A 25641-nucleotide genomic window follows, 5' to 3' on the forward strand; every position below is an offset into this window, starting at 1 on the left:
GCCGCTTCGCTTTTCAGCGGCGAACAACTACTTCCAGCGCGCGAGCAGCCGCTCGATCTCCGCGGTGAGCGCCCGCTGCAAGAAGGGACCGAAGCTGATCCTGGCCACGCCCTGGTCGGCGAGCACCGCCTTGTCGGACTTGTCCGGCAGACCGACCATGCTGATCGGCAGGGGCAGTTCACCGGTCAGCCTGCGCACGGCAGCGTCGCCGGACGCACCCGCCGGGAAGAGCACGTCGGCACCCGCGGCAGCGGCCAGGCGCAGCCGTTCGATGGCGCGATCGACCCGGTCCGCCTCGTCACCGTCCTGGCGCAGGAACAGGTCGGTCCTGGCGTTGACCACCACGTGCACCCCGGCCGCGTCGGCGAACTGACGCAGGCCGTGCACCAGATCGGCGTGCTCCTGCGGCGCGCGCAGCCGGCCGCCCTCGCTGTGCACGGTGTCCTCGATATTGAGCCCGACGGCACCCGCCTGGAGCAGACCGTCGATCAGCTGCGCCGGTTCGAGGCCGTAGCCCGACTCGATATCCACCGACACCGGCACGTCGACGGCCTCGGTGATCTGCCGGACCCTGGTGAGCAACTCGGCGAAGGTCATCCCCTCGCCGTCGGCGCGGCCGATCGAGTCGGCGACCGGATGACTGCCCACGGTGAGCGCGGCGAACCCGGCGTCCACCGCCACCTTCGCCGACCACGCGTCCCACACGGTGGGCAGGACGGCGGGATCACCGGGACGGTGCAGTGCGAGGAAGGTCTTGGCCTTGCTTTCCAGAGAAGACATAGGACGATCATGCCGCGTCGGCGCGGCGCGCACCATGGCGCGGTTCGTCACCTGACCGCTGTCCCCCCGCACAAACGCCGGTCAGTCCTCGCCGTCGCGTCGGGCGACCAGCACCGCGTCGTAGAGCTCGTTGCGGGAGACGCCGTTCTGGCCGGCGATCTGCGCGCAGGCGTCCTTGAGGCGGAGGCCTTCGGCGGTGAGCGCTTCGACCTCGTCGACCAGGTCGACCGGGTCGGCGAATTTGGGTTGCGCGCCTTCGAGGACGACGGTGATCTCGCCGCGGGCGCCGTCGACGGCCCAGGCGGCGACCTCGGCGAGGGTGCCGCGGATGACCTCCTCGTAGGTTTTGGTCAGTTCGCGGCAGACGGCGGCGCGCCGGTCGGGGCCGAGCACGGTGACGGCGTCGGCCAGGCAGTCGGCGAGGCGGTGCGGGGCCTCGAAGAACACGCAGGCGCGCGGCTCGGTGGCCAAGGTGCGCAACCACTCCCGGCGCTGACCGCCCTTGCGCGGCGCGAAGCCGTCGAAGCAGAACCGTTCCACCGGAAGGGCGGACAGCGCGAGCGCCGTGGTGACCGCCGACGGGCCGGGCAGGCAGGTCACCGGGAGATCGCGCGCCGCACACGCCGCGGCCAGCCGATAGCCGGGGTCGCTCACCGACGGCATGCCCGCGTCGGTAACCAGCAGCACGGTGCGCCCGGCCTCGATATCGGCGAGCAGCGCCGGAATCTTCGCGACCTCCACGTGGTCGTAGAAGCTGATCACCCGCCCGGTGATCTCCACGCCGAGGGCCTTGGCGAGCGATTTGGTCCGCCGGGTGTCCTCCGCCGCGACGATGTCGGCCGACCCGAGCGCGTCGCGCAGCCGCTGTGAGGCATCACCGATGTCCCCCATCGGGGTCGCCGCGAGCACCAGCCTGCCCGGCCCTGTCGCCTCGTCCGCCACCGCACTCCCGTCTCGACCACGTCCGGCATCCACCGAACCTTCGCAGCCTATCGACCCGCCCACCCCGCGCCCGCAGCCCTACTGGGCCACGCGCGGACAAGTGCGCCATGCGCCCGTTTTCGACAGCGGTCAGCGGGTTCGCAGTGCGACGCTGGTGGGACCGGGTACTGGGTATGTGATCGTGACCACGCGGCGAGTACGCGCGTGCTACGGATTTCACACGGTGTCGGGCTCACCGCTGCGGGACCTCGTGGCGCGCACAGCATACGATCGGAGCGTGACACAGGTGACCGACCAGCGTGCGACCGCTCCGTTCGGGTCCGTGCCCTCCTGGTCGAGCCCCGCGCCGCGGCGACCCTCGCCCGATTTCGGGCCGACCGATACGCTGCGCGGCTGGCTCGTCACCGCGTTTCTCACGGCGATCGCGGCGGTAACGCGATTCACCATGCTCAACTACCCCACCGACGCGGGCACCCCGGTGTTCGACGAGAAGCACTACGCGCCGCAGGGCTGGCAGATGCTCAACGGCGGCTGGGTGGAGGACAACCCCGGCTACGGGCTGGTGGTGCATCCGCCGGTCGGCAAGCAGCTCATCGCGATCGGCGAGGCGATGTTCGGCTACAACGGCTGGGGCTGGCGCTTCGCGTCCGCGGTGGCCGGCACCCTGCTCGTCCTGCTGGTGATCCGCATCGTGCGGCGGCTGGCCAGGTCCACCCTGATCGGCGCGATCGCGGGCATCCTGCTGATCGCCGACGGCACCACCTTCGTCTCCTCGCGCATCGGCATGCTCGACATCTTCCTGGCGATGTTCGTCACGGCCGCGTTCGGCTGTCTGATCGTGGACCGGGACGAGGTGCGCGCCCGGTTCGCCAAGGCCGACGCCGAAGGCCGGATCGACGCGACACCGTGGGGACCGCGCCTGGGGGTGCGCTGGTGGCGCTTCGGCGCCGGCGTGCTGCTCGGATTGGCCTGCGGGACAAAATGGTCCGGCGTCTACTTCATCGTCGCCTTCGGCCTGCTCAGCGTCGGCTTCGACCTGGCGGCCCGGCGCGCCTACGGGGTGCGCAGTCCATGGTCCGGCACGGCGATCCGCGATATCGGGCCCGCGCTGTACGCGCTGGTGCTGGTGCCGCTCGGGGTGTATCTCGGCACCTACTGGGCCTGGTTCGCCAGCGAGACCGGCGTCAACCGGTGGGCGGTCGGCAATCAGGTCGGCACCGGCGGGCCGTTCAGCTGGATCCCCGACGCCCTGCGCTCGCTCTGGTTCTACAGCGGCGAGGCGCTCAAATTCCATGAAGGCCTGACCAATTCGGCGGGCAATCACCACCCCTGGGAATCCAAGCCGTGGACCTGGCCGATGGGGCTGCGGCCGATGCTCTACTACTACGCCGACAACGGCGTCAGCGGCTGCGGGCAGACCCAGTGCGTCAAGGCCGTCATGCTGATCGGCACCCCGGCCATCTGGTGGCTGGCCTTCCCGGTGATCGCCTGGATGGTGTGGCGCATCGTGGTGCGGCGCGACTGGCGCTACGCCGCGGTGCTCGTCGGCTACAGCGCGGCGCTGCTGCCCTGGTTCCTCACCCTCGACCGGCAGATGTACTACTTCTACGCCGTGGCGCTCGCCCCGTTCCTGGTGATGGGCATGGCGCTGGTGCTCGGCGACATCCTCGGCCCGTCCCGGCGAATACCCGTGCCGCGCAGTCCGGCCGGCACCTATCTACCGGTCGCGCCCGACGAACGGCACGCCCTCGGCCTGCTCGCCGTCTGCCTCTACCTGGGCCTGGTGATCGCCAATTTCATCTGGCTCTGGCCGATCCTCACCGCGCTGCCGATCACGCCGGGCAACTGGCACGACCACCTCTGGCTGCCCAGTTGGCGCTGAGCACGCGCAGCGCGGCTCAACCCTCCAGTGCCGCTTTGACGTAACGCAGTGCGGCGGTGTCGTCGAGCCCCAGGCGGCGAACGGTAGCGACGTAAGCCGTGGCGGCGCGGCCCGCGACGTCGCGGGTCGGATCCCCGGAGGAGGCGATGAAAGAGCCTTGCCTGCCCCGGGTTTCGACCACGCCGTCGGCCTCCAGCTCGCGGTAGGCGCGCGCCACCGTGTTCGGCGCGAGACCGAGTTGCGCGGCCAGCGCCCGCACGGTGGGGATCTTGGTGCCCGCAGTCAGCTCGCCGGAGCGCACCTTGGCGATGATCCCCATGCGTAGCTGCTCGTAGGGCGGGACAGCCGACTCATGCGACACGGTGATGTTGAACATGGTTGGATCACAACTCATCCCGGGATAGTGGACAGGACAGACAGCGGGGTCCGCCTCTACCGGAACCCAATTCGGAGCCAGGAATGCGCAGCACCTCGATGCCCGCGTCCTCCAGGCGAGCATTCGTCATCTCGTTGCGCTCGTAGGCGGCCACCACGCCCGGCGCGATGGCCAGCGTATTGTTGCCGTCGTCCCACTGTTCGCGTTCGGCGGTGACGCCGTCGAGGCCGGTGTCGATCACCCGCAGCTTGTCGATGCCCATCGCCTTGGCCGCGGCGACCAGGAACGGATCGGGTCCGCTCATCGCGACCCGGCCCTCGCCGTTGCGCCCGCTGTAATCGTCTTCGCGTTGAATGGTGAACGCGCACAGCGAGTCACGCACCGCCGGATACATCACCAGCGCGTCGCTGTCGACCATCGTGCAGACGGTGTCCAGGTGCATGGTCGCCCGGTTCTGCGCGATCGGCACGACCAGCACGGTGTGCGCGAGATCGTCGTCGAACAGGCTGCGCGCCAACGCTTCCGCGCCGGCCGGTGAGGTACGTTCGCCGACGCCCACCGCGACGACGCCGGGCGCCAGCAGCAGCACATCGCCGCCCTCGATGGGCGCGGTGTGCGATTCGTAGGCGCGGCGCACCCCGAGGAAACGCGGATGGAAGGCGTAGATCAGGTCGGTGAGCGAGGTTTCCCGGATCCGGGCGGGCAGCGCGAGCGAGGTGATCGCGACGCGTGGCCCGATCCAGAACGAGGAGTCCCTGGTGAACAGCAGGTTGGGCAGCGGATCGATGACGAAGTCCGCGCCGTGGTGCATCCGGCGCACCAGCGAGGTGGCGTCGGGTCCGAACGGCAGTTCGTCGAAGGTCATCCCGGCCATCAGGATGTTGGCCAGGTCCCTGGCCCGGACGCCGCGCAGGAAGGCGGCGAGCTGGTCGGCCAGCGTGTGCCCGAGCCTGCGCGCGTCCACGGCGGCGGAGATGCCCTGGATGCGGGCGGCGCCGCTGACCGCGAGGGTCTCGGCCAGCAGGTCGGCCAGCAGCAGCACCTCGACGCCGCGCTCGCGCAGCACGCCGGTGAACGCGTCGTGCTCCTGCTGGGCCCGCTCCACCCAGGGAATGCCGTCGAACAGCAGCTGATCGTTGTTGCGCGGGGTGAGCCTGCGCAGTTCGTCGCCGGGCCGATGCAGCAGCACCGTGCGCAGCGTGCCGACCTCGGAGGTCACCGTCAACCGCGTGCCCGGACTGTCGGGGTCCAGCCCGTCCGCGTCCGAGTCCTCTCCGTGCCGCGCGGGCACAGCATCTGCTCCCATGCTCAGACCGTAGTTCGCCGCGGCCTCGAGAGCACGTTATTCGGGCCTTCGTTGTGGTCTTGCGGCGTGGTGCGGCAGTCGCCGTCGGCGGATCGGGCCGACTGGCCGATGCGGGCGATTCCTCCCCCGGCTCCGACTAACCTCAAGTATTGTTGAGGGGAATGGAGGAGCGTGCATGTCGACAGCCGATTGGCGAGCAAAGGAGCTGACCCCCGGGCAGCTTTCCGAGCGTAGCGGAGTAGCAGTTTCCGCGTTGCACTTCTACGAACGCGAAGGACTCATCAGCAGTCGGCGGACCAGCGGCAATCAACGCAGATACGCGCGCGAGACGCTCCGGCGGGTCGCCTTCATCCGCATCTCCCAGCGGGTCGGCATACCGCTCAGCGAGATTCGCGACGCCCTCGATCAACTGCCGGAAGGCCGCAACCCCACCCGCCGCGACTGGGAGACGCTGTCCACCACCTGGCGCGCCGACCTCGACGACCGCATCACCCAGCTGATTCGGTTGCGCGACAACCTGACCGGCTGCATCGGCTGCGGCTGCCTGTCCCTCGGCAGCTGCAAATTGGTCAACGAGCACGACCGGCTCGGCACCGAAGGCCCCGGCGCGCGCGTGCTGGATGTGCAGCTCAATTGTGCTGCGCGGCCAGCAACCGGCTGAACCTGGCGCTGGCGCGCCGCATCACGAACTCGTAGGGCAGCGCGAACTTTCGCGCCCACCAGTAGCCGAAACGGATGTCGAAGGACGTATAGATCAGGAACCGGTTGCGCACGATGCCGCGCAGGATCGAGGCCGCCACATGCTCCGGCGACACCGCGTGCTTGGTGAACGACTCGGTGAGCCGGCGGATCTTCGGTGACTCCCGGTCCACGCCGACCAGCTCGACGCTGTGCACCAGCGGTGTGTCCACCGCGCCGGGCACCACCAGGTGCACCGAGATGTTGTGCTGGTCGAGGTCGAACCGCAGCACCTCCGAGACGCCGCGGATGCCGTACTTGCTCGCGCTGTAGGCCGCGTGCCAGGGCAGCGCGAGCAGACCGGCCGCCGACGAAACGTTGACCAGCGAGCCGCCCTTGCCCGCCCGCACCATCGGCGGCACGAAGTTCTCGATCACATGGATCGGGCCCATCAGGTTGACGTCGACCATGCGCCGCCAATGCTTGTGCTCCAGGTTTTCCACGGTGCCCCAGGCCGAGGTGCCCGCGACGTTCATCACGATGTCGAGGCTGCCGTGCTCCCCGTGCACCTGCTCGGCGAAGGCGGTGACCGCATCGAAGTCGGTGATGTCGAACGCCTGCGCGGCGAGCACGACGCCGCCGTCGCGCCGGATGTCCGCCACCGTGTCGTCCAGCCCGGCGGCATCGATGTCGGTGAGCACCAGTTCGGCGCCCGCCGCGGCGGCGGCCTGCGCGGTGGCCCGGCCTATTCCGCTGGCGGCGCCCGTGATCAGCACCTTCGCCTCCCGCACTGTCCTGCGGCCCGGTCGCCCATTACCTCGCACTGCGCATCCTCATCTCGAATTTCTCGAATCGGCTCACCGCAGGGTAGTCGAGCGCGGCTCAGCGGCCCAGTACGGCGAGCATTCCGGCCACCGCCCTGGGCCAGGTGTACTGCTCGGCCCGGCTGCGGGCCGCGCGCCTGCGGCCGACCGTCGGCAGCGCGAGCACGTCGGTGACCGCCTGCGCGAACGCGGAACCGCGGTCGTCGGCGACCGCGCCGCACTCGGCGGTCACGATGTCCTTTAGTGCCGAGGACCGGCTCGCCACCACGGGGGTGCCTGCGGCCAGGGCCTCCAGCGCGGCGAGGCCGAACGTCTCGTGCGGGCCGGGGGCCAGTGAAACATCTGCGGTGGCAAGCAGTTTCGCCACCATCGCCCGTTCGGAGATGAAGCCGGTGAAGTGCACCGAGGGCAGTCCGCCCGCCAGTGCGGGCAGCGCACGCGCCCGGCGCTCCAAGGCCTCGCGGCGCGGCCCGTCACCGGCGACGACCAGCCGGACCTCGGTGCCCGCCTCGTGCAGGGCGGCGACGGCCTCGATGCTGCGCTCCACCCGTTTCTCCACCGACAGCCTGCCGCAGTGCACCAGCAGCGGATGGCCGGGCACTCCGAGATCGGCGCGCAGTCGGCCATCGTGCCTGCGCGGGCTGAACAACTCCAGGTCCACCCCGAGTGGCACCAGCTCGACGTTCGGCGCGTCGATCCGCCGGAACTCTTCGCGGGCGAACTCCGTGGTGCAGACCACGATGTCGTAGTCGGCGGCGGTGCGGCCGTTGGCCACGTCGGCGCAGCGGCGCGCGGCCCGGCCCGGCATGAACTGGCCGAGCAGCCGGTCGAGTCGTTCGTGCGAGATCATCACCCCGGTGACGTCGCGGCGCCGAGCCCAGCGGCCGAAACCGCGCAGGGTCAGCCGGTCCGACACCTCGAGCACGTCGGGGCGCAGCCCGGTGAGTACATCGGCCACTCGCCGCGGGTCGGCCGCGCGATAGCCGCCGGTCCACGGAATCGCCAAGGCGGGCAAGGTTATTCGCAAAACGCCGGTCGGCAGCAGCTCTTCGGAGCGGCGTGCGCCCGGCACGATGAGCACCACTTCGTGGCCCGCCGTCACGTAGCCCTCGCCGAGGTGATGCAAGGCCGTGCGCAACCCACCCGACCGCGGGCCGTAGAAGTTCGCAAGCTGAACTATGCGCACCTCGCCGATGGTGCAGCCCATCGGGTGATCCTCGGGACCGATGCGCCCAACGCGACGTGAACAGCCGTGGAAGACCCGGCGAACCGGCTTGTCAGGGCTACTCCGGCCACACCTTGATCAGCCCGTGGCCGCTCGCGGCGGGCAGCACCGGCGAGAGCTCGGCTCGCACCGGAATCCACTCGGTGCCGGTGAACCGCACCCGTAGTCGCAGGTGTCTGGCGTCCGTTCCGGTGGGTTCGGCGGCCAGCTCGGCGCAGGCGGCGCGGAAGCCGGCGAGGTCGTCGGGGTGCACCGTCGGGCGTTCGACGGCCCAGCGGTCCAGCGGCGGAGCCGGGATTCTGGTCCACTCGTAGATGAGGCAGGAGGTCAGGCCGACGAAGCCGACGCCGTCGTCCGCCCGCTGCGACACCGCGCGCAGCATGGTCATGTCGACATCGGGCTGGGCAGGCTCGGCATCGGCGAATTCGTGCATCACCGCCCTGATCCGGCGGGCCACCGGATCGGCCCTGGTCACCATCTGGAAGCTGCGCACCACGCCGTCGTCGCCGAGCATGTCGACCTCGCTCTGGTGTCTGCCGTCGAGCGTGCCGACCATCTCGAAATAGTCGATCCGGCCCTCGAAACGCACCATGCGGCCGAAGGCCTCCGGCGGCGTGCGGATCACCCGGACGTCCTCGGGCGCCCTGGCGAACACCAGTTCCTCCAAACCTGGCCCGTGGTGCGCCAATTCGGTGTCGGCGACCCAGTCCCATGCGGCGACCCGCAGCCGCGGCGGCGGCTGTTGCTCGTCGGTCCCGGCCCACACCTGCACGCCGTGCACCTCGTCGAACGCGCAGACGATGGGCACGCCGTGCACGACAAGCCCTGTCTCGCAATGGGTCACGTTCTCCGCGGTCTCGACGCAGCGCTGCACCACCTCGATGATGCGTTGCGGCGCGGCGGCATGCAGTTCCCGGCGGACCCGCAGCAAGCGGGCCCAGTCCTTCACCTTCGTTCCGTCGGACACCAGCGTCGGCACGGTGCACTGCCCATCGGCGGTGCGGCCCAACGTCTCGATCAGCAACCAATCATGTTCGCACAGTTGATGTTCGGGCGAGCGTTCGTCGGTCATATCCCCGCAGTGCCGCGACTCGCCCTCGGCAAGTCGAGATCGAGCGGAATGCGGCCGACCGCCAGATGCGCCTCCACCTCGTCGGCGGGCATCGGCCGGGCGATCAGAAAGCCCTGCGCCCGATAGCAACCGAGCCCGACCAAGGTGCGCGCGGCCACCGCCGTCTCGACACCCTCGCCCACCACACCGAGGCCGAACGAACCGGCAAGTCCGATAATGGATTTCACGATCGCCAGGTCGTCGGTGCTGGCGCCGAGGCGCTGCACGAAGCCGCGGTCGATCTTCACCGCGTCGACCGGCAGCGCCTTCAGATGCGACAGCGAGCTGTAGCCGGTGCCGAAATCGTCGATGGCGATCTGCACGCCCATGCGCTTGAGCCCGCGCAGGGTGACCTGGGTGCGCGCCAGATCCTGCACCACGACGTGCTCGGTGATCTCCAGGCAGATCGAGCTGCCGTCGATGCCGAACAGCCGCAGGATGTCCTCGATTCGCTCCACGAAGTCCAGGCTGACCAGCTGCACCGGCGAAACATTGATGCGCATCACGACATTCGCCGCCAGGCCGCGCCTGCGCCACTCGGCGAACTGGGCACACGCCGACCTGATCACCCAGCGACCGAGCTCACCGGCCAGGTTGGTCGCCTCCGCCACCGTGACGAAGGCGGCGGGCGGCAGCAGACCCCTGGTCGGATGCAGCCAGCGGACCAGCGCCTCCAGTGCGACGATGCGCCCGGTTCGCAGGTCGACCTCGGGCTGGTAGTGCAGCAGCAGCGAGCCGTCGGACACGGCGCCGCGCAGGTTGAGCTCCACGTCGTCCTGCAGCTCGAACTGGGCTCGCATGGCGTCGGTGAACACCGCAACACCGTTGCCGCCGCCCGATTTCGCGGACAGCAGCGCATGGTCGGCGCGGCGCAATACGTCGGCGACGGTGGTCTCGCCGGGGATGCCGACGGCCACACCGATACTCGCCGCGCGACTCACCGATTCCCCGCCGACGGTGACCCGGCGGCCGATGAGCTGCTGGATCCGGGTGCCCTCCTCCTCCGCCGCGACCGCGTCCATCGGTTTGGCCGGCACGATGACGAACTCGTCACCGCCGAGCCGCGCGATCATGTCGTCCGGGTCGAGGTGCTCGCGCAGCCGCGAGGAGAGGGTGCGGATGAAGTTGTCGCCCGCGGTGTGGCCGAGGAAGTCGTTGAGCGCTTTGAGCCGATCCAGGTCCAGGAAGAACGCCGCCACCGGCCCCGGGCTGCCCGGTTTCAGCCGCTCCTCCATGTGCTCGAGCAACGCGCGGCGGTTGGCCAGTCCGGTCAGGTCGTCGTGCAGCGCGATGTAGCGCAACCGCTCCTCGGCGACGACCCGCGCCTGCAGCTGCGCGAACAGCGCGGCGATCGCCTTGAGCACGTTGAGCTCGCGGGTGCTCCACTCCCGGTCACCGGTCTTGATGAAGCCGAGCACGCCGGTCGACTCGCCGCGCGAGAGCAGCGGCACCGCGGCGGTGGTGACGACGGGGATGCCGGAGGCCCGGCGCATCGTCTCCTGGTAGTCGGCGAACTCCGGTGTCGGGCGGGCGATCATCGGTTCGGTCCCGTGCTCGAACGCGCGGAACACCGGATCGGCGCCCTCGAAGTAGACGACCTCCAGCGGATCCGGATCGGGCACCTGCGGCCGGTGCGGCCACTCCGCGATCAGCACCGACGCCCGGCGCTCGCGGTCGGTGTGGCGCACGTAGCTGAAGTCGACATCGAAATATTCGACCAGCTGGGCCAGCACCCGCTCGGTCGCCTCGGCCATGGTCGTGGCGTCGACACCCATCAGCTCGGAGGCGACCTGGGTCACCAATGAGTCGAGCGTCCGCCGAGGCACCTTGTCTCCGATCACGCTATCCACGGGTGTCCACGCCCGGCATCGGCCACCGCCGCCTGCGGAGCCGCCCGTTACGACCCCGGGCAGCAGCCGATTCGCTCAGGCATAGCACCAACGCCATGGTCTCATGCTCAGGTACTCCGAGTAGGTCCGAGAATCGAAGCGACGCCAGTGTATCCACGAAATCCGGGAAAATCGTGGCCGGTGCGCCAGGGAGTCGCGCTTTTCGGCTGCTGTGCGCACCCATCCGTCACCCCACCATTCCGGGGTCGGTATCCGACGCACGGCGGCCGGGCTGTTCGACTCGAATCGGCGAGCCGTGCAATTCATCGGCAATTGCCCGACATCCCCGATTATCCCACCAGATCGGATCGGCCCGATAGCGATCATGGGAATCGGGGTCCGGCGGAAAATGACCTGCTACCGTCCACCCGAAGCCGCCAGCAACCCGGATCGGCGCGGCGGCGGTGCTCGCCTCGACAGCCATACTGTTCCTACTCCGTTGCTCCGCATCCTTACGCGGTCGTCGAACCGGGGCCGACATCTCCACCCGAATCCTGCTTTCGGACGGGTTTGCCTAGGGCAGTATCCGTCATCCGGGAAGAATTGACCAGACGTCTGGTTAATCTTCCGAAAACTGGATGCGCCCCTGTAAATTCCCCCTGGTCAGAACCCATCTCGGGGTTGAGCAAGATACCAGAGTGACTGGTCGGTTCTAGTGCAGCTAACCAGCAGCAAGTCAGACGAGGATGGAGATGAACAGCTCGACCGAGTCCGGCCCCTGCCAGATCTCGATCTCTTCCCGATAAGCCCGGGTGATCTCGGCCGACGCTGTCGCGTCATCGACCTGAGCCCACACGTCCTCCACCGGATCGTGATAGTCGCCGTTCGGCGCGAAGCGGGCGTACACGCCCTTCGGGACGCGCACCAGGACATCGCCGATCGGCACCGACTCGGGTTCGCGGTACTCGAAGCAGACGACAGCGTTGTAATTTCCGGCCGGGTCCGGCACGTACACGGTGTACATCGGTCGGTCCTCGCCCTTGCGGTCGCGCAGACGGTCCTTGAGGAACTCGATCAGGTCGCTGTTGCTGACCTTGAAACTCGGGCGCACCCGGGGCACCACCAGGCCGCCGTAAATCGCCTCACCACGCACTGCGATCGCATAAGTCATCGGGCGTCTACCGCCAGATACAGCTCGATCTTGTAGGCGTGTGGATAACACTCGAAATCACCGGTGTAGGTCCGTTTGATCTGGTTGTGTTCCTCGGCGTACGCGATCTGGGTCCAGAGGTCGGTCATCACCTGCGGAAAGTTACCGACCGAGGAGAACCGCGCATAGGTGCCGCGCGGCAGCCTGGCCACCAGGTGACCGCGGGTGACGTCGCCGAAGGACGCGCACTCGTAGCCGACGATCTGGGTGTTGTAGGTGCCGAGCTCACCGGTGTAGTCGGTATAGGCGCTGGCGAGCGGTCCGCCGAGCTCCTGGTGCAGCACGGTCGCCCAGGCGGCCTCGAGGTCGTGGTCACGCAGCTCTCCGAGCGCACGTTTAGGGCTGCGCACCGGCAACCCGGCAACCCACGTTTCGTCCCGCTCGACGATTTCAAACTGCATGGAAAGACTCTTTCGAGATGAATCCGGGGGCGATGCCCGCATCCGGTCGGCCAGAAAGGCCATGCTATCAACACAGACCGCGTGGTCACGATCACATGTCCGGCTTGTTATCCACGGTCACGACCGTCCCGAACTGGACAAATGACCTGTGCCGGGTAAAGCGACACCGCCGGAAAGTCACTCATGCATAGTGGACATGATCGTTTCGCTTGCCGATCAACTGGCCAACCGTCGACCTCGAACGGAGACCTGATGAACGACAGCCCGATCCACGGCGAACTCGACGAGCGTGCCGCGGCGCTGGCCGACCAGGTGATCTCCTGGCGCAGGCAGCTGCACCAGCATCCCGAGCTGTCCAACCGGGAGGTCGAGACCGCCACCCTCATCGCCGGCCAGCTGCGCTCGCTGCACCTCGACGAGGTGCGCACCGGGATCGCCGGGCACGGCGTCGTCGGGGTGCTGCGCGGCGGACAACCCGGCGACAAGGTGATCGCGCTGCGCGCCGACATCGACGCGCTGCCGGTACCCGACGAATGCGGTGTGGACTTCGCCTCGCACGTGGTCGACGACGCATATCCCGGCGGCCCGTTTCCGGTGTCGCACGCCTGCGGCCACGACTGCCACACCGCGATGCTGCTGGGTGCCGCGAGTGTGCTTGCGGGCGTGCGCGATCGGCTGCCCGGCACGGTGCTGTTCGTCTTCCAGCCCGCCGAGGAGGGCCCGCCGGTCGACGAAAAGGGCGGCGCCCGAGAGATGCTCGCGCAGGGCGTGTTCGCCGACCCGGTGCCGACGATGGCCTTCGGATTCCACGTCACGCCATTTCCCAAGGGCTACATCGGGTATCGGGTAGGCAACCAATTCGGTGCCTCGTGTCTGGTGCGGATCGTCATCACCGGGCAGCAGGTGCACGGCTCGACACCGTGGATGGGTATCGACCCGATGCCCGCCGTCGGCGCCGTGCTCACCGGCATCGGCCAGCTCTACCGGCAGGTGAACGCGTTCGAGCCGATCACCGTATCGATCGGGCACATCGAGGATGTGGGCCGGTTCAACATCATCGGCCGCACCGTCACCCTGTGGGGCACCATCCGCTGTGCCGTGGAAGCCGATATGGCCGAGGTGCAGAAGCGGCTCGGCACGCTGGCTGAACACACCGCGCAGGCCTACAACACCACGGCGACGGTCGACTATCTGCAGGATGTGCCCGCGGTACACAACAAGAAGGAGTGGATCGACGCCGGTCTGCCGACATTCTGCCGGGTCGCGGGGGTCGACCGGGTCGTGCAGACCCCGGCGACGCTCGGCTACGACGACGTCTCGGAGTTCGTCAACAGATACGGCGGGCTGTATGTGACGCTCGGCGTGCAGGATGCCGAGCTCGCCGACAACGGGATGCCGGTGCCCGCGCCGGGCGGCCGCGGGCTGTTCATGAACCACAGCCCGTACTTCTACGCCGACGACGACACCCTCGTCACCGGGGTCCGGTTGCACGCCCACGTGGCTATCGACCACCTGACCGGCGCGCTGGTCCCGGATCTAGAGTGATTCCCGTGTGCCACACCATCGCCGAGCTGGACGCCGCGGTCGCCGACTGCTTCGCGTGCCCGCGCCTGGTCGCCTGGCGCGAGCAGGTGGCTCGGGAGAAACGTGCCGCGTTCCAGCACGAAACCTATTGGGGCCGACCCGTTCCCGGTTACGGGCCCGACGATGCCCGGTTATTCGTCGTCGGGCTGGCACCAGCCGCGCACGGCGGCAACAGAACCGGCCGCATGTTCACCGGCGACCGCAGCGGCGATGTGCTCTACGCCGCCATGCACGCGGTCGGGCTGGCGAACCAGCCCACGGCGACCCATCGCGACGACGGCCTGCGCCTGAACGGCGTCCGAGTGACCTCACCGGTGCACTGCGCACCGCCGGACAACAAGCCGACACCCGCCGAACGCGACCGCTGCAAGCACTGGCTGGCCACCGAATTCGCTTTGCTGGCACCGACTGTCCGCGCCGTCGTGGTGCTCGGCGGGTTCGGCTGGCAGGCGCTGCTGCCCGTGCTGGCGGACGCGGGCTGGGTCATTCCGCGGCCGCGACCGAAGTTCGGGCACGGGGTACACGTGCAGCTGTCCCCGGCCGAATCCGACCGGGCACCGCTGCACCTGTTCGGCTGCTATCACGTGAGCCAGCAGAACACCTTCACCGGCCGGCTCACGCCCGCGATGGTCGAGGCGGTGCTGAGCACGGCAGCGCAGGCCGCGGGGCTCGAGCTCGACGGACCGTCGGCCGGCTAGCTCCGGACAACTCCGCACGCCCGGTACGGCACCGTTATCGTGGTAGCCGGGGAGTCGGGAACTCAGCCGGAAAACCACCATCCACGGGATTTTCGGCAAGGTTCCGACGGAGGAGCCGGGCGGGCTGCGGCACGCCCATTTCGAGCGGAGCGAATGTTGCCCAGTAACCACATGGTGTTCCTGCTACTGGATCTCGTGCTCATCGCGGTGGCGGCGCGGTTACTCGGCAAGCTGGCCGAGCGCCTGGGTCAGCCCGCGGTAATCGGGGAAATCGCGGCGGGAATTATCGCGGGGCCCACAATTCTGGGGGCACATTTATCCGGCATCGTATTTCCGCAGGACGTGCGTTCCTATCTGAGTGCGTTCGCGAATGTCGGGGTGATGATCTTCATGTTCCTCGCCGGGCTGGAGATCGACCGCGGCTCGTTCAACGGCAATCGCCGCGCCGTGGCCACCGTTTCGCTGTCCGCCTACTTCGTGCCGTTCGCGCTCGGTTGCGGTGTCGCGCTGCTGGTTCTGTCGAGATATCACCAGGACAACCGGCTGACCTTCGCGCTGTTCATCGGTTGTGCGCTCGCCGTCACCGCGTTCCCGGTGCTGGCCCGCATCCTGATCGAGCGCGACCTGATGGGCACCAGGATCGGGCAGCTAAGCATGGCCAGCGCGGCCATCGACGACATCCTGGCGTGGATCGTGCTCGCCTTCGTCATCGGGCTGGCCCGGCCGGGCGCGGGCGACCAGTGGCGACTGCTGCTGTTCGTGCCGCTGGTGCTGGCGATGTGGTGGCTGGTGCGACCCCTGCTGGTTCGCGCCTCCCGATCCACCGCGGCGACCAACGACAATACGATGATCTTCCTCGCCGTCTGCGGTGCGCTGGTCTTGGGTGCGGCCACCGAATGGATCGGCCTGCACCTGATCTTCGGCGCCTTCCTGTTCGGCGTCGTCTTCCCGCGCACGCACCGGCCGGTGGTGGAAACCGGTGCGCAACTGCTGAGTTCGGTATTCCTGCCCGCCTTCTTCGTCATCGCGGGACTCCAGGTGGATCTCAGCTCGCTCGACCGTGCGGGCGTCGCCGAGATGGTCGCGATCCTGGTGACCGCGCTGGCCGGAAAGCTCGGTGGCACCTATGTCGCCGCGCGCGTCAGCGGGATCGAGCCGCGCGAGGCCGGTGCGCTGGCGAGCCTGATGAACACCAGGGGGCTCACCGAGCTCATCATCCTGAACGTCGGGCTGACCACGGGACTCATCGGGGTGCAGCTGTACTCGATTCTGGTCGTGATGGCGTTGGTGACCACAGCCATGACGTCGCCGTTGCTGCGGCTGCTCGGGGTAACGCCCGAACTCGGGCGTTTGCCGATCCCGGCGACCACGGAGCCGCGCATGGTGCGGGAGAAGGGCTGAAACCGGCTCGGGCTCTTCGATGTTCAGCGTCGGGTGCGGAAGGTGCGGCGCAAATCGTCGATCCAGGCGTCGGGCAGTTCCCACGGAATGAAATGACCGCCCGCCTCGTGGGCGGTCAGGTTGACGTGGTTGTACCACTCGGCGCGGTCGCTGGCGAGCCAGCTCTGCACGCGTTGCTCGGGAGTCGTTACGCCCGGCGGATTTTCGTGGCCGACGAAGGTGATGCCGGTGGGTGCCTCGATCACCGGGATGCGATCGTGCGCGGGCGTCCACGGGTAACGATTCGCGTTGGCGTAGTAGCGGATCGAGGTGCCGATGGCGTTGTTGACCCAGTAGATCATGGTGTGGGTCAGCAGGTCGTCCTTGGTGAAGACCGTCTCCACGTCGCCGTGGCTGTCGCTCCAGGTGACCCAGCGCTGCAGAATCCAGGCGAGCAGGCCGACGGGTGAGTCGGTGAGACCGTAGGCGAGGGTGCTCGGTTGCAGGACGTGCGCGGCGAGGTGGACGGCGAACCGGCGCTCCAGCGAGAGCAGTTGCCGGTAGGCCGGCTCCGGCAGGTCCGGCGGAATCGGTTGCCCGCCACTGAGATCCCAGGCGCGGTCGCCGCTGAAGAGGGTGAGCTTCTGGCCGGAGCCGATGTGGATGCCGTGCAGTTCGCCGGCGTAGCGGTGGCCGAGTTCGCCGGTGACGAGCGCGCCGACGTCACAGCCCGCCGCGGCGTATTTCTCGTGGCCGAGGGTGTCGGTCATCAGCGTGTGCCAGAGGTCGGCGACCTTCCAGAAGTTCATGTCCGGGTGCTTCGGCAGTGGCGTGGAGAAGCCGAAACCCGGCAGCGAGGGGACGATGACGTCGAACGCGTCCGCCGGGTCGCCGCCGAAGGCTGCGGGGTCGGCGAGCGGGTCGATCACCTTGGCCCAGTGCCAGAAGGTCCACGGCCAGCCGTGGGTGAGGATCAACGGGGTGGGGTTGGGTCCGACGCCCGGTTTGCGCAGGAAGTGGATCGGGACATCATCGATGGTCACTCGGTAGTGCTCGTACGCGTTGATCGCGGATTCGGCTTTGCGCCAGTCGTATTCGTTGATCCAGTACTCGACGAGCTCCTGGAGATACTCGCGGCGGACGCCGTAGTGCCAGTCGTCGTTGCCGACGTCGTCGGGCCACCTGGTCAACCGGAGCCGGATCGCGAGATCTTCCAGTACGTCATCCGACACATGGATGGGCGACGGCTCCAGGAGAAACTGCGGGGTCATGAATGTCCTTCCACTTCAACATGATTGGCAGCTGGTAAGTCGACGTCCATCAGCACGGCCAGCCGCTCCAGGGCAGGCAGTGCCGCACTGATCGCACGGCGCTCCGCAGGGCTCAACGCGTCGGCCAACTGGGTGATCCGGCTGACCCGCTCCTGATGCCGCGACTGCACGATCTGCGCCCCCGCCTCCGTAACCTGCACGAGCACCGCGCGACCATCACCAGGATCCGGCCGCCGCTCGACCAACCCGTCCCGTTCCAGCCGACCGACCAGCTGAGTAATCGCAGGCTGAGTGATCTGCTCGGTCACCTTCAACGCAGTCATCCGCATCGGCCCCCGATGCAGCAGCGTGTGCAACACCGAAAGCGTTGTGAAGGTGTGCTTCTCCGCACTCGGCAACCGAATGGAAGCCCGCGTGACCGCCCCCATCCCCCGAGCGAGTTCGTCGGCATCCAGTTCCCGCCGTGCTGCCATGCCCGAAAATATATCACCGATTTATTTAAATCACTTATGTACTTTGCACACCGCCGAAGGTGCGATCGGCGGCAGTAAGAGGTGCGGCGCTGGTCGGTCGGGCTCGACCGAGTCCTGCTCGGCCCGATTCTGGCCCCCGTTCCGACAGGCCGGGTGGGTTGGGGGGTGTCGGGGCTGGTGGGACCTAGTGTGCGGGGATGGCTAACCTGCATGGTCAGCATGGGCGGCGGCGGACGCGGGCCGAGTGGTGGGCGATGGTGCGGGCTTCGCCGTATCTGCCTGCCACGGTGCTGGTGTTGCTGGTGGCTGCCGCGGCGGGGCTGTTCGCCGGGTCGTATACCTATGCGCTGGCGAATCCGACGCCGCGGTTGATTCCGATCGCCGTGATCGGGCCGCAGCAGGAAGTGTCGGTTCAGCGGTTCCTGGCGGAGATGCAAGGCTCGCTGGATGGTTCGCTGGCGGTGCGCGACTACGACTCCGCGGCGGCAGCGCGGTCGGCGGTCGAGCAGCAGCGGGTGTTCGCCATTGTCACGGCGCAGTCGCCCGGCGTGCGACTCGAGGTGGCGAGTGCGTCCGGTCAGTCGGTCGCTCAGCTGCTCACCCAGGCCGCCACCGAAAGCGGTCCGGCGGTAGGGATTCCGGCCGAGGTCATCGACGTCGTGCCGTTGCAGCGCGGCGATCCGCGCGGGCTCGCGATCTTCTATATCTCGCTGGCCGCGGTAATCATCGGGTTCGTGGGCGCGACCCAATTCAGTGTGCACGCGTCGGCGCTGAACCCGGTCGAGCGGATCGCTTTCACCGCGCTGTACGCGGTGGCAGGCGGCTTTGCCATCGCGGCAGTAGCGGATTGGGTACTCGGCGCACTGCGCCTGCCGTTCCTGGAGTCCTGGGGCATCCTGTCGCTCACGATGTTCACCTCCGGCATGGTGTTCACCATGTTCAACACCTTGGTCGGACGGTGGGCGATCCTGCCGACCTGGGGTCTGATGGTGCTGCTCGGCAACCCGTCCTCCGGCGGGGCGGTGTCCTGACCGCTGCTCCCGTCGCTGCTCGGCCATATCGGCCGCTGGCTGCCGCCGGGCGCGTCGGTGAACGCGCAGCACACCGCGGTGTATTTCGGTACGCACCAGCACATTTTCCCGTTCCTGGTGCTGGCCGGATGGGCACTGGTCGCGTGCGCGGTGTTCTGGATCTGGCGCAACCGCCATCCCGGCGGGCGCAGCACCGAGAACGCGCACACCGCGCGATCAGGACACCGGGAAGTGCTCGGCGAGAAACTTGCCGAAGACATGCCGTGAGAGCTGAGTGCCCCACCCCGCCCAGGTGAAGTCGTAGATGTGTTCGCCGTAAGGCACGGCGAGCAGCTGATTTTCGACACCGACCCGGCGCAGCCGTTCGGCCAGTTCGGCGGAGCCGCGGTAGGGCGCGACGTGGTCGCGGTTGCCGTGCATGAGCAGGGTCGGCGGCACATTCGGCCGGACATAGGTGACCGGGGAGGCCGCTTTGTACCGGTCGGGCACCTCGTCGGGGGTGCCGCCGGTGTAGTCCGCGAGGAAGGAGCGCATCCGCCCGGGCAGGCCGGTGTCGCGCCACGCCTCGGCCAGATCGGGCACCGGGTAGAACGCCGCGACCGCCTTGACCGCCGTATCGGTGACCGCACAACTCGGCGGTACCCGGTCGTCGGCGTAGGCGCCCATCAGCGCGAGATTGCCGCCCGCCGAGCCGCCCGCGATCATCACCCGCTCGGGATCGATGCCGTACTTTGCCGCCTGCTGCTTGACCCAGCCGACGGCACACTTCACATCCCCGGGCGCCTGGTTCCAGCGTGCGGGCGGGGTCATCCGGTATTCGATGGCGAAGACGGCATATCCCTTGTCGTTCAACCATTTATGCCACAGCGGCGCCTCGCCGCGATCACCGTTGCGCCAGCCGCCGCCGTGCACCCAGACCACCGCGGGCCGTGGTCGATCCGACGTGCCCGCGGGCAGCTTCACATCGAGCTTCAGGTCCTGACCGTCGACGGTGTTGTACACGGTGCTCAACGCCTCGACCGGCGCTCCGGTGTTCGTGCCTCCGGACAGGTAGTCGTCGAAGGACAACTTCGCGTCGTGCCGCACCGCCGTCCCCCATGCCGCGGCCAGCGGAAAGCCGCCGGCGACCGTACCGAGCAGGCACACCAGCCCGGTCACCGCCGCCACCCGCCGCACGCCGACCCGGCCCTGGCGCCCGAAGGCGACGAGCGACAATACGAACCCCGTCAGGCCGAGCGGGATCAGGTAGAGCCCGTAGTCGCTCACCACATGCGTCAGCAATACGAAGGGCGCGGGGACGTGCACCGCGATGATCACATAGACGAACAGCATCATCAGCACGGCCAGCACAGCCGCCACTGCCGCAACCAGCCAGCGAAGGACCATTCGCTCATTAACCCACGACCACCCGCACCGGACCGGCTGGCACGCCGATCGGTCCTGGTCACCTGAGTATCACGACTCCTGCCACGCCGCGATCGCGGCGGCCCAGCGCCGATTGTTGGTGAACTCGGAGATCTCCCGGCGGTTGATCAGGATGTAGATCTCCCCCGCCGTGGTCGTCTGCAGGATCATCGGCTTTCCCGCGTTGAGCAGCCCGCCCAGCAATCTGCCGTAGAGGGCGGTGAATTGGCGGCGCAGCGAGATGATCGCCTCCCGCGACAGGGTCAGGTCGCCGGTGTCACTCCAGTCGGTCAGCACCAGGCCGCGTGGGCCGAGTTCGATCCGCCCGCGCCGCGGGAACAGCGCGCGCTGGCTGACGATGCCGGCCGCTCGATCCGCCGCGCTGTGCCTGCGCAGTTCGTCCACCGTGGCGGCGATATAGGTGCCACTGCGCAGTACGTTCGTCATGACGAACACCTTCCCGGATCGAATGCCGAGCACTCCTGGAATTGTCTGGCCGGGCAGCGGTGCGGCACATCGCCCGGTCGACCCCCCGGGCATCCTCCGTAGGAAGTATCTTCCGGCCGCAATGCTCACCCACGAGGAGGACAACCGGCGTCGGCAGCAGGTGTCGCGCCGCTGTTTTGCGTGGTCACGACCCTAGGCTAGGGGGATCGACACCCACTTCTCGCGCAGCGCCTTCTTGCGGAGCGCACTCGGCATCGGCGTGGCCGGCTTGGCGTCGGCAGGTCTACCCCGGGTGTCCCGCGCCCGCGCCGAACCGATGCCGCTGACGTCCAGCCGCACTGCGGCGGGCGTGGATTGGCGCAAGCTCGACCGGCAGGTACGCGGTCGGGTCCTGCTGGCGGGTGACGCGGAGTACGCGACGGCGAAGCGGCTCTTCAACACCCGGTTCGACGATACGAAGCCGACCGCCGTCGTGCAGGTCGGCACGGTCGACGACGTCGCGGCCGCGGTCACCTTCGCGGCCGAGCACGACCTCGTGCTCGCCGCCCGCGCGGGCGGTCACTCGTATGTGGGTGCCTCGGCGGCGACCGGCGCGATGATCATCGACCTGCGCCGGCTGACCGGGGTGAGTTTCCGCGACGGCGAAGCCGTGGTCGCACCCGGCATGACACTGCACGGGGTGTACCGCGAGCTGGACCGTTTCGGGCAGAGCATTCCGACCGGAATGTGCCCGGCGGTCGGCGCGGCCGGGCTCACCCTCGGCGGCGGCATCGGGTTCGAATCCCGCCGTTACGGGCTGACCTGCGACCGGCTCGTCGCGGCGTCGATGGTGCTGCCGAACGGCCGCGTGGCCGAGGTGTCGCCGACCTCCCGGCCCGACCTGTTCTGGGCGCTCCGTGGTGGTGGAGCGCATATCGGCGTGGTCACCTCGCTGACCTATCGCACCTGCCCGGCGACACCGAAAGATATTGTGCACCTGACCTTTCCAGGTTCAGTAGCGGCGCAGGTGATCGCCGGATGGTCGAACTGGCTCGGCACCGCCGACCCCGCCGAGTGGGCCTGCGTCAGCGTGGATGCGGACGGACGCGGCGGGCTGAACTGCTGGATACAGCTGGTGTGCCCCGCCAAAGCGGGCATTCGGGCCGCCGTCACGGTCATGGCGGCGACCGCGAAACCACTGAAGGTGGACTACAAAAGCCTGCCGCACATGGATGCGGTCCTGCATCTCGCCGGCGGCGCGGCCACCCAGCCGCGCGCCCAGTTCACCTGCGGCTCAGACGTTCTCACCGAACTTTCCGCAGCTGCCACCGGTGCGATCATCGAGGCGATCACCGCACATTCCCGCGCGGGCGGCACCGGGTGGGTACAGATCAACACACTCGACGGCGCAGTCCGCGACACCGGCCCCGACGAGACCGCCTTCCCATGGCGCGGGCATGCCGCGCTGGTGGAATGGGGTAACTATCAACAGATCCCGCATGAGAAGGCCGCGGGGTGGATCGCCGAGGCGCATCGTCTCGTCGCACCCTTCTCCGCGGGCGGCTACGTCAACTATCTCGAATCCGGCGATCCGATGGAGCGGTACTTCGCGCACAACTATCCCCGACTGGCGGAGATTCGCCGAAAGGTGGACCCACAGAACCGGATACACACCACGCTCGCCAGCTGACGTGCAGCTGTACTGGAGATGCTCACCCACGCCGATCGGAGTGGGTGAGCGACAAAGATGGCCCGGCTCAGGCGCGTAGTCGACCCGCTAGGAGGTAGGCGCGGGGCGCACGAGAATCGCTCGTGCGTAAAGGAGTTGGAAGCCGATCCGTTGCACGTTCTGCTGCGACTTCGAGCCGGGAAGTGTGCTGACCACGGCCAGGTCGCAGCCTGCCGCGGCGGCGGAGGCGAGGCGGGTCGACAGGAGCGTGGCTTGCACACCGCGGCGCCGGAAGGCGGGCAGCGTTGCCGCGCCACAGAGTTGGGCGACACCTTCGGCGAGGCGCAGACTGGCGCCACCGACGGGCACGCCGTCGATGCGAGCGAGCGAACCGGTGAAGCCGTCGGCGGCGGCCATGTCGCGCATGGCATCGTCGAGGATCTCGCGCGGAAAGTCCTCGTTCGATGCGACACCCTGGGTGTCGGGAGTGGCGAACCCGTCGATCATGACCTCGAGCCAGGTCTCGAAGTCTTCGGTGCGGACTGCCGAAACCTCCACTCCGTCAGCGCGATTCGCCTGCCTGTCCGCTTCGAGGCGCAGGCCGAGCACGTTCTCGAAGCCGGTCAGCAGGTAACCGCGGCGGGTCAGGCGCTCCACGACGCTCGGATCGGCTAGGGTCGACACCTCGAACTGCACCGGTGCGTCGCGCTCGGCATAGGCCTGCTCCACCGCGTCCAGCGTGCTGTCGTCGAAGTCGTCGCCCATGCCGACGCCGACGACCTTGTCGAGCGGCGAGGCCGCGCCTGCCCACACCGCGAGCCCGCTGCCGATGGGCTGCAACAGCACGTTCTCCTGCGGGTTGCGCCGCGCGGCGGCACGGGCGCCCTCGGCCATCAAGGAGCGATCGGCGCGCTCGACGCGCGCCGCCAGGTCCGTTCCCGCGAAAAGGCTCAGTTCAGTCGACATGGCTGCATTCCTACCAGGGGGAACGAGCCGGGCGACACTGCTTTTACCTCAGCCGACGCCACGATGCGCAGGCGACGACGCTGCGGTTTCGTCAGCGGTGCTGCCGAGCGGGAGCACCGACACGAGCATGCCGACACCCGCCAGTGGAATCAGATCCAGGGTGATCATCGGCGACAAGGTGCTGATCGCCATCAGCACCGGACTCCACCACCGCAGTCGCCCGGCCCGTACCAGCAGGATGGTCAGCACGATCAGGCCGACGAAGAACAGCGGCGGCCCCACGAGGTAGAACGCCGGACGCACACCGGGGATGTCCGAGAACGCATTGCTCAGCCGGGACATTTCGGCCTTGTCCGCAGCCTGAGCCGCGAACGCGACGTCCGCCACGAACTGAACGATCGTCGTCGCCAAGCCGATCAAGGTGACGGCTATCGCGCTGTTGCGCACGGCATTCGACGGCAGCAGCCGCCCCATACCCAGCACCGCGGGCACGAACAGCACCATGCCGATCAGCCCGACGATATGCGCGATCTGCCAATCGAGCCCCGGTCCGTACCTGCCGTCCGCCCGGCCGACGAGCCGGATCACGCCGTATCCGGAGAAGAACAGTGGTGCGGCGAACAGCAGCACTCCAGGGGATTTCACGATCCAAGCTTGGCAGGGCCGGGCCGTGCGGGGCCTCCGGGAAAACCCCTGGTTCCCGAATCAGGGTGGCGCCGCAGGCATTCCAGGCTACGGCTGCGGTATCGGGGCGGACTCCGGGAAGATGGCCGGGAGGGCGGTCAGCGCTCGATGGAACGGACCGGGACGCCAGGTCAGGTCAGTGGCTGGCACCGCGAGGCGGACTTCGGGTAGCGCGTCGAGCAGTTGGTCGATCGCGTCCTGGGCGATCAGATAGGCCAACGAGCTGGCGGGGCAGACGTGCGGCCCGGTGCCGAACGCGAGATGAGAACGGTTGCCCGCGTACTGGTTCGCGCTGATCGCCGGGTCGGTGTTGCAGGCGGCCATGCTGATCACCACCGGCTGATGCGCGGGCAACCAGACATCGTCGATGAGGATCGGCTGTCTCGGGAAACTGATGCAGAAGTTCGCCATCGGTGGGTCGTTGAACAGCACCTCGTCGAGTGCGTCGCGGGTGGACAGGCTGCCGCCGAGCACGCTGCCGCCGAAGCGCTCGTCGGTCAGGATCAGCAGCAGAGTGTTGACGATCAGGTTCTGTTGCGGCTCGATGCCCGCGCCGTAAAGCGTGGCCAGCTGATGCACCATTTCGGTGTCGGTGAGCCCGGCGGGATGCTGCAGCATGCGCGTGGTGATGTCGTCGCCCGGCTCGGCCCGCTTCAGCTGGATCAGTTCCAGCAGCGCGCCGATGAGCATCTTGTTGCCCTGGTCGGCGTCGATGCCTTCGAAGATCGCCGCCATGCCGGTCGCGGCCTGCTGGGCGATCTCGGCCGGACAGCCGAGCATGGCGTTCAGCACGGCGAAGGCGAGCGGAAAAGCGTACTGGCGGACCAGATCCGCCGACCCGTCCGCGCAGAACGCATTGATCAGTGGAATTGCGACTTCGGCCACGGTGTCGTGCAGGCGGTACTGATCGACCTTGTCGAGGCCCGCGATATTGGTTTGCCGATAGCGGGCGTGCTCGGCGCCCGCATTGCGTAATGCGTTGGGCCGCCACTGCATCATCGGCAGCACCGGGCAATCGGCCGGCACGCTGCGCTGCCAGGTACGCGGGTCGGCCGGAAAATGGTCGGGATCATTGAAGATCCGCACTGCGGTGTAATAGCCGATCACCAGCGTGGCGGGCACCCCCGCCGCCAATTCCACCGGCACCAGTGACCCGTACTGCGCACGCATCTTCCGATATGCGCCGTGCGGATCCGCCGCGAACTCCGGTGCGTGCAACGACACCCGCGGCCCGTCGGTGTCGATCGGCGAACCGGGCACGGCCCGGTGGTGCGCGGTGGGTGGGGGCTGCGTCATCGCAAAAAACTCCAGGCGGTCGAACTACGAACTCCGTGAGCCTATGCAGCCGTGGGAGCGCATGTGCCGAAATCCGCCGGGTCGAACTCGAAACGTTTTCGCGCCACTCCGCCAACATGTTTGCCACTCATTCGCCGCAATGGTTCCATGAAGCGGCGAGACCTGGTGACGGGATTGGCAGTCGATTTGCCGAGT

At 68.2% G+C, this 25641-nt stretch carries 26 protein-coding genes; 8 read left to right on the forward strand and 18 right to left on the reverse strand.

Features of this window, described 5'->3' with window-relative positions:
- Nucleotides 1-27 precede the first annotated feature (27 nt).
- Both DBO33_RS37785 and rsmI read right to left on the reverse strand, forming a co-directional pair.
- Nucleotides 28-780 carry an isocitrate lyase/PEP mutase family protein gene (locus DBO33_RS37785; RefSeq protein ID WP_107659306.1) on the reverse strand — a complete coding sequence of 251 codons (753 nt, stop codon included), beginning with the start codon at nt 778-780 and terminating at the stop codon, nt 28-30.
- 81 nt (nt 781-861) lie between these two features.
- The gene (gene rsmI, locus DBO33_RS37790; RefSeq protein WP_107659307.1) at nt 862-1722 is read right to left on the reverse strand and encodes a 16S rRNA (cytidine(1402)-2'-O)-methyltransferase; all 861 of its coding nucleotides are present in this window, start codon (nt 1720-1722) and stop codon (nt 862-864) included.
- 277 nt (nt 1723-1999) lie between these two features.
- Between rsmI and DBO33_RS37795 the strand changes: the two genes are divergently transcribed.
- Entirely contained in the window at nt 2000-3604 is a 1605-nt protein-coding gene (locus DBO33_RS37795; RefSeq protein ID WP_107659308.1) for a dolichyl-phosphate-mannose--protein mannosyltransferase, read from the forward strand.
- Nucleotides 3605-3620: 16 nt separating this feature from the next.
- Here DBO33_RS37795 and DBO33_RS37800 read toward each other — a convergent pair whose 3' ends face one another.
- Entirely contained in the window at nt 3621-3980 is a 360-nt protein-coding gene (locus tag DBO33_RS37800; protein ID WP_107659309.1) for a GntR family transcriptional regulator, read from the reverse strand.
- 7 nt (nt 3981-3987) lie between these two features.
- Nucleotides 3988-5286 (reverse strand): arginine deiminase, encoded by a 1299-nt coding sequence (gene arcA / locus DBO33_RS37805; protein WP_234391258.1) that lies wholly within the window; start codon nt 5284-5286, stop codon nt 3988-3990.
- A gap of 175 nt (nt 5287-5461) precedes the next feature.
- Here arcA and soxR point away from each other — a divergent pair, with 175 nt between their 5' ends.
- Nucleotides 5462-5947: a redox-sensitive transcriptional activator SoxR gene (gene soxR, locus DBO33_RS37810; protein ID WP_107659310.1), complete on the forward strand. Its 486-nt coding sequence runs from the start codon at nt 5462-5464 to the stop codon at nt 5945-5947.
- Here soxR and DBO33_RS37815 read toward each other — a convergent pair.
- The 7 genes from DBO33_RS37815 to DBO33_RS37845 all read right to left on the reverse strand — a co-directional run bounded on the left by DBO33_RS37815 (nt 5916) and on the right by DBO33_RS37845 (nt 12564).
- A complete protein-coding gene (locus tag DBO33_RS37815; RefSeq protein ID WP_234391259.1) occupies nt 5916-6740 on the reverse strand; it encodes an SDR family oxidoreductase in 825 nt (274 codons plus the stop codon). The two genes, soxR and DBO33_RS37815, sit on opposite strands and share 32 nt — an antisense overlap.
- Before the next feature lie 106 nt (nt 6741-6846).
- Nucleotides 6847-7974 carry a glycosyltransferase gene (locus tag DBO33_RS37820; protein ID WP_107660944.1) on the reverse strand — a complete coding sequence of 376 codons (1128 nt, stop codon included), beginning with the start codon at nt 7972-7974 and terminating at the stop codon, nt 6847-6849.
- 97 nt (nt 7975-8071) lie between these two features.
- On the reverse strand, nt 8072-9085 hold the full coding sequence (locus tag DBO33_RS37825; protein ID WP_107659312.1) for a GAF domain-containing protein: 1014 nt from the start codon (nt 9083-9085) through the stop codon (nt 8072-8074).
- Complete coding sequence (locus tag DBO33_RS37830) at nt 9082-10899, reverse strand: putative bifunctional diguanylate cyclase/phosphodiesterase (protein WP_107660945.1); 1818 nt, start codon at nt 10897-10899, stop codon at nt 9082-9084. The genes DBO33_RS37825 and DBO33_RS37830 overlap by 4 nt, the downstream gene beginning before the upstream one ends.
- Before the next feature lie 301 nt (nt 10900-11200).
- On the reverse strand, nt 11201-11437 hold the full coding sequence (locus tag DBO33_RS43290; protein WP_159080713.1) for a hypothetical protein: 237 nt from the start codon (nt 11435-11437) through the stop codon (nt 11201-11203).
- A gap of 252 nt (nt 11438-11689) precedes the next feature.
- Nucleotides 11690-12124 carry an effector binding domain-containing protein gene (locus DBO33_RS37840; RefSeq protein ID WP_107659313.1) on the reverse strand — a complete coding sequence of 145 codons (435 nt, stop codon included), beginning with the start codon at nt 12122-12124 and terminating at the stop codon, nt 11690-11692.
- The gene (locus DBO33_RS37845) at nt 12121-12564 is read right to left on the reverse strand and encodes a GyrI-like domain-containing protein (protein WP_040738955.1); all 444 of its coding nucleotides are present in this window, start codon (nt 12562-12564) and stop codon (nt 12121-12123) included. Before DBO33_RS37845 ends, DBO33_RS37840 begins: the two co-directional genes overlap by 4 nt.
- A gap of 252 nt (nt 12565-12816) precedes the next feature.
- Here DBO33_RS37845 and DBO33_RS37850 point away from each other — a divergent pair, with 252 nt between their 5' ends.
- The 3 genes from DBO33_RS37850 (at nt 12817) to DBO33_RS37860 (ending at nt 16247) form a co-directional block, all read left to right on the forward strand.
- Complete coding sequence (locus DBO33_RS37850) at nt 12817-14109, forward strand: M20 metallopeptidase family protein (protein ID WP_107659314.1); 1293 nt, start codon at nt 12817-12819, stop codon at nt 14107-14109.
- Nucleotides 14110-14114: 5 nt separating this feature from the next.
- Nucleotides 14115-14846 (forward strand): uracil-DNA glycosylase, encoded by a 732-nt coding sequence (locus DBO33_RS37855; protein ID WP_107660946.1) that lies wholly within the window; start codon nt 14115-14117, stop codon nt 14844-14846.
- Between the two features lie 153 nt (nt 14847-14999).
- Complete coding sequence (locus DBO33_RS37860) at nt 15000-16247, forward strand: cation:proton antiporter (RefSeq protein ID WP_107659315.1); 1248 nt, start codon at nt 15000-15002, stop codon at nt 16245-16247.
- 23 nt (nt 16248-16270) lie between these two features.
- Here DBO33_RS37860 and DBO33_RS37865 read toward each other — a convergent pair whose 3' ends face one another.
- Both DBO33_RS37865 and DBO33_RS37870 read right to left on the reverse strand, forming a co-directional pair.
- Nucleotides 16271-17497 (reverse strand): epoxide hydrolase family protein, encoded by a 1227-nt coding sequence (locus DBO33_RS37865; RefSeq protein WP_107659316.1) that lies wholly within the window; start codon nt 17495-17497, stop codon nt 16271-16273.
- Nucleotides 17494-17970: a MarR family winged helix-turn-helix transcriptional regulator gene (locus tag DBO33_RS37870; RefSeq protein WP_107659317.1), complete on the reverse strand. Its 477-nt coding sequence runs from the start codon at nt 17968-17970 to the stop codon at nt 17494-17496. The genes DBO33_RS37865 and DBO33_RS37870 overlap by 4 nt, the downstream gene beginning before the upstream one ends.
- A 197-nt stretch (nt 17971-18167) precedes the next feature.
- On the opposite strand from DBO33_RS37870, the gene DBO33_RS37875 reads away from it, so the two are divergent.
- Both DBO33_RS37875 and DBO33_RS44300 read left to right on the forward strand, forming a co-directional pair.
- Nucleotides 18168-19001: an ABC transporter permease gene (locus DBO33_RS37875; RefSeq protein ID WP_234391260.1), complete on the forward strand. Its 834-nt coding sequence runs from the start codon at nt 18168-18170 to the stop codon at nt 18999-19001.
- A gap of 57 nt (nt 19002-19058) precedes the next feature.
- Complete coding sequence (locus tag DBO33_RS44300) at nt 19059-19268, forward strand: hypothetical protein (RefSeq protein WP_234391261.1); 210 nt, start codon at nt 19059-19061, stop codon at nt 19266-19268.
- Here DBO33_RS44300 and DBO33_RS37880 read toward each other — a convergent pair.
- Nucleotides 19218-20387: an alpha/beta hydrolase gene (locus tag DBO33_RS37880; RefSeq protein WP_107659318.1), complete on the reverse strand. Its 1170-nt coding sequence runs from the start codon at nt 20385-20387 to the stop codon at nt 19218-19220. The genes DBO33_RS44300 and DBO33_RS37880 overlap by 51 nt on opposite strands.
- A 69-nt stretch (nt 20388-20456) precedes the next feature.
- Nucleotides 20457-20852: a hypothetical protein gene (locus DBO33_RS37885; RefSeq protein WP_107660947.1), complete on the reverse strand. Its 396-nt coding sequence runs from the start codon at nt 20850-20852 to the stop codon at nt 20457-20459.
- A gap of 235 nt (nt 20853-21087) precedes the next feature.
- Here DBO33_RS37885 and DBO33_RS37890 point away from each other — a divergent pair, with 235 nt between their 5' ends.
- Complete coding sequence (locus DBO33_RS37890; RefSeq protein WP_107659319.1) at nt 21088-22521, forward strand: FAD-binding oxidoreductase; 1434 nt, start codon at nt 21088-21090, stop codon at nt 22519-22521.
- Between the two features lie 87 nt (nt 22522-22608).
- Here the strand turns inward: DBO33_RS37890 and DBO33_RS37895 are convergent, their stop codons facing one another.
- The 3 genes from DBO33_RS37895 to DBO33_RS37905 all read right to left on the reverse strand — a co-directional run bounded on the left by DBO33_RS37895 (nt 22609) and on the right by DBO33_RS37905 (nt 25446).
- Nucleotides 22609-23466 (reverse strand): GNAT family N-acetyltransferase, encoded by an 858-nt coding sequence (locus DBO33_RS37895; RefSeq protein ID WP_107659320.1) that lies wholly within the window; start codon nt 23464-23466, stop codon nt 22609-22611.
- Between the two features lie 48 nt (nt 23467-23514).
- Entirely contained in the window at nt 23515-24111 is a 597-nt protein-coding gene (locus tag DBO33_RS37900; RefSeq protein WP_159080715.1) for a hypothetical protein, read from the reverse strand.
- An 87-nt stretch (nt 24112-24198) separates the two neighbouring features.
- Nucleotides 24199-25446, reverse strand: coding sequence for a cytochrome P450 (locus DBO33_RS37905; RefSeq protein ID WP_107659322.1), 1248 nt, complete (start codon nt 25444-25446; stop codon nt 24199-24201).
- Nucleotides 25447-25641: the final 195 nt, after the last annotated feature.

It is taken from the genome of Nocardia suismassiliense, assembly GCF_900269665.1.
GTDB classification, from domain to species: domain Bacteria; phylum Actinomycetota; class Actinomycetes; order Mycobacteriales; family Mycobacteriaceae; genus Nocardia; species Nocardia suismassiliense.

What these genes read in the sequence shown, in the direction of transcription:
- DBO33_RS37875 (WP_234391260.1), top strand. Translation starts at nt 18,168, where the DNA reads ATGGCTAACCTGCATGGTCAGCATGGGCGGCGGCGGACGCGGGCCGAG.
- DBO33_RS37850 (WP_107659314.1), top strand. Translation starts at nt 12,817, where the DNA reads ATGAACGACAGCCCGATCCACGGCGAACTCGACGAGCGTGCCGCGGCG.
- arcA (WP_234391258.1), bottom strand. Translation starts at nt 5,286, where the DNA reads ATGGGAGCAGATGCTGTGCCCGCGCGGCACGGAGAGGACTCGGACGCG.
- DBO33_RS37825 (WP_107659312.1), bottom strand. Translation starts at nt 9,085, where the DNA reads ATGACCGACGAACGCTCGCCCGAACATCAACTGTGCGAACATGATTGG.
- DBO33_RS43290 (WP_159080713.1), bottom strand. Translation starts at nt 11,437, where the DNA reads ATGGCTGTCGAGGCGAGCACCGCCGCCGCGCCGATCCGGGTTGCTGGC.
- DBO33_RS37845 (WP_040738955.1), bottom strand. Translation starts at nt 12,564, where the DNA reads ATGCAGTTTGAAATCGTCGAGCGGGACGAAACGTGGGTTGCCGGGTTG.
- DBO33_RS37880 (WP_107659318.1), bottom strand. Translation starts at nt 20,387, where the DNA reads ATGGTCCTTCGCTGGCTGGTTGCGGCAGTGGCGGCTGTGCTGGCCGTG.
- DBO33_RS37895 (WP_107659320.1), bottom strand. Translation starts at nt 23,466, where the DNA reads ATGTCGACTGAACTGAGCCTTTTCGCGGGAACGGACCTGGCGGCGCGC.
- DBO33_RS37830 (WP_107660945.1), bottom strand. Translation starts at nt 10,899, where the DNA reads ATGGGTGTCGACGCCACGACCATGGCCGAGGCGACCGAGCGGGTGCTG.
- DBO33_RS37785 (WP_107659306.1), bottom strand. Translation starts at nt 780, where the DNA reads ATGTCTTCTCTGGAAAGCAAGGCCAAGACCTTCCTCGCACTGCACCGT.
- DBO33_RS37885 (WP_107660947.1), bottom strand. Translation starts at nt 20,852, where the DNA reads ATGACGAACGTACTGCGCAGTGGCACCTATATCGCCGCCACGGTGGAC.
- DBO33_RS37840 (WP_107659313.1), bottom strand. Translation starts at nt 12,124, where the DNA reads ATGACTTATGCGATCGCAGTGCGTGGTGAGGCGATTTACGGCGGCCTG.
- DBO33_RS37865 (WP_107659316.1), bottom strand. Translation starts at nt 17,497, where the DNA reads ATGACCCCGCAGTTTCTCCTGGAGCCGTCGCCCATCCATGTGTCGGAT.
- soxR (WP_107659310.1), top strand. Translation starts at nt 5,462, where the DNA reads ATGTCGACAGCCGATTGGCGAGCAAAGGAGCTGACCCCCGGGCAGCTT.
- DBO33_RS37905 (WP_107659322.1), bottom strand. Translation starts at nt 25,446, where the DNA reads ATGACGCAGCCCCCACCCACCGCGCACCACCGGGCCGTGCCCGGTTCG.
- DBO33_RS37860 (WP_107659315.1), top strand. Translation starts at nt 15,000, where the DNA reads ATGTTGCCCAGTAACCACATGGTGTTCCTGCTACTGGATCTCGTGCTC.
- DBO33_RS37800 (WP_107659309.1), bottom strand. Translation starts at nt 3,980, where the DNA reads ATGTTCAACATCACCGTGTCGCATGAGTCGGCTGTCCCGCCCTACGAG.
- DBO33_RS37870 (WP_107659317.1), bottom strand. Translation starts at nt 17,970, where the DNA reads ATGGCAGCACGGCGGGAACTGGATGCCGACGAACTCGCTCGGGGGATG.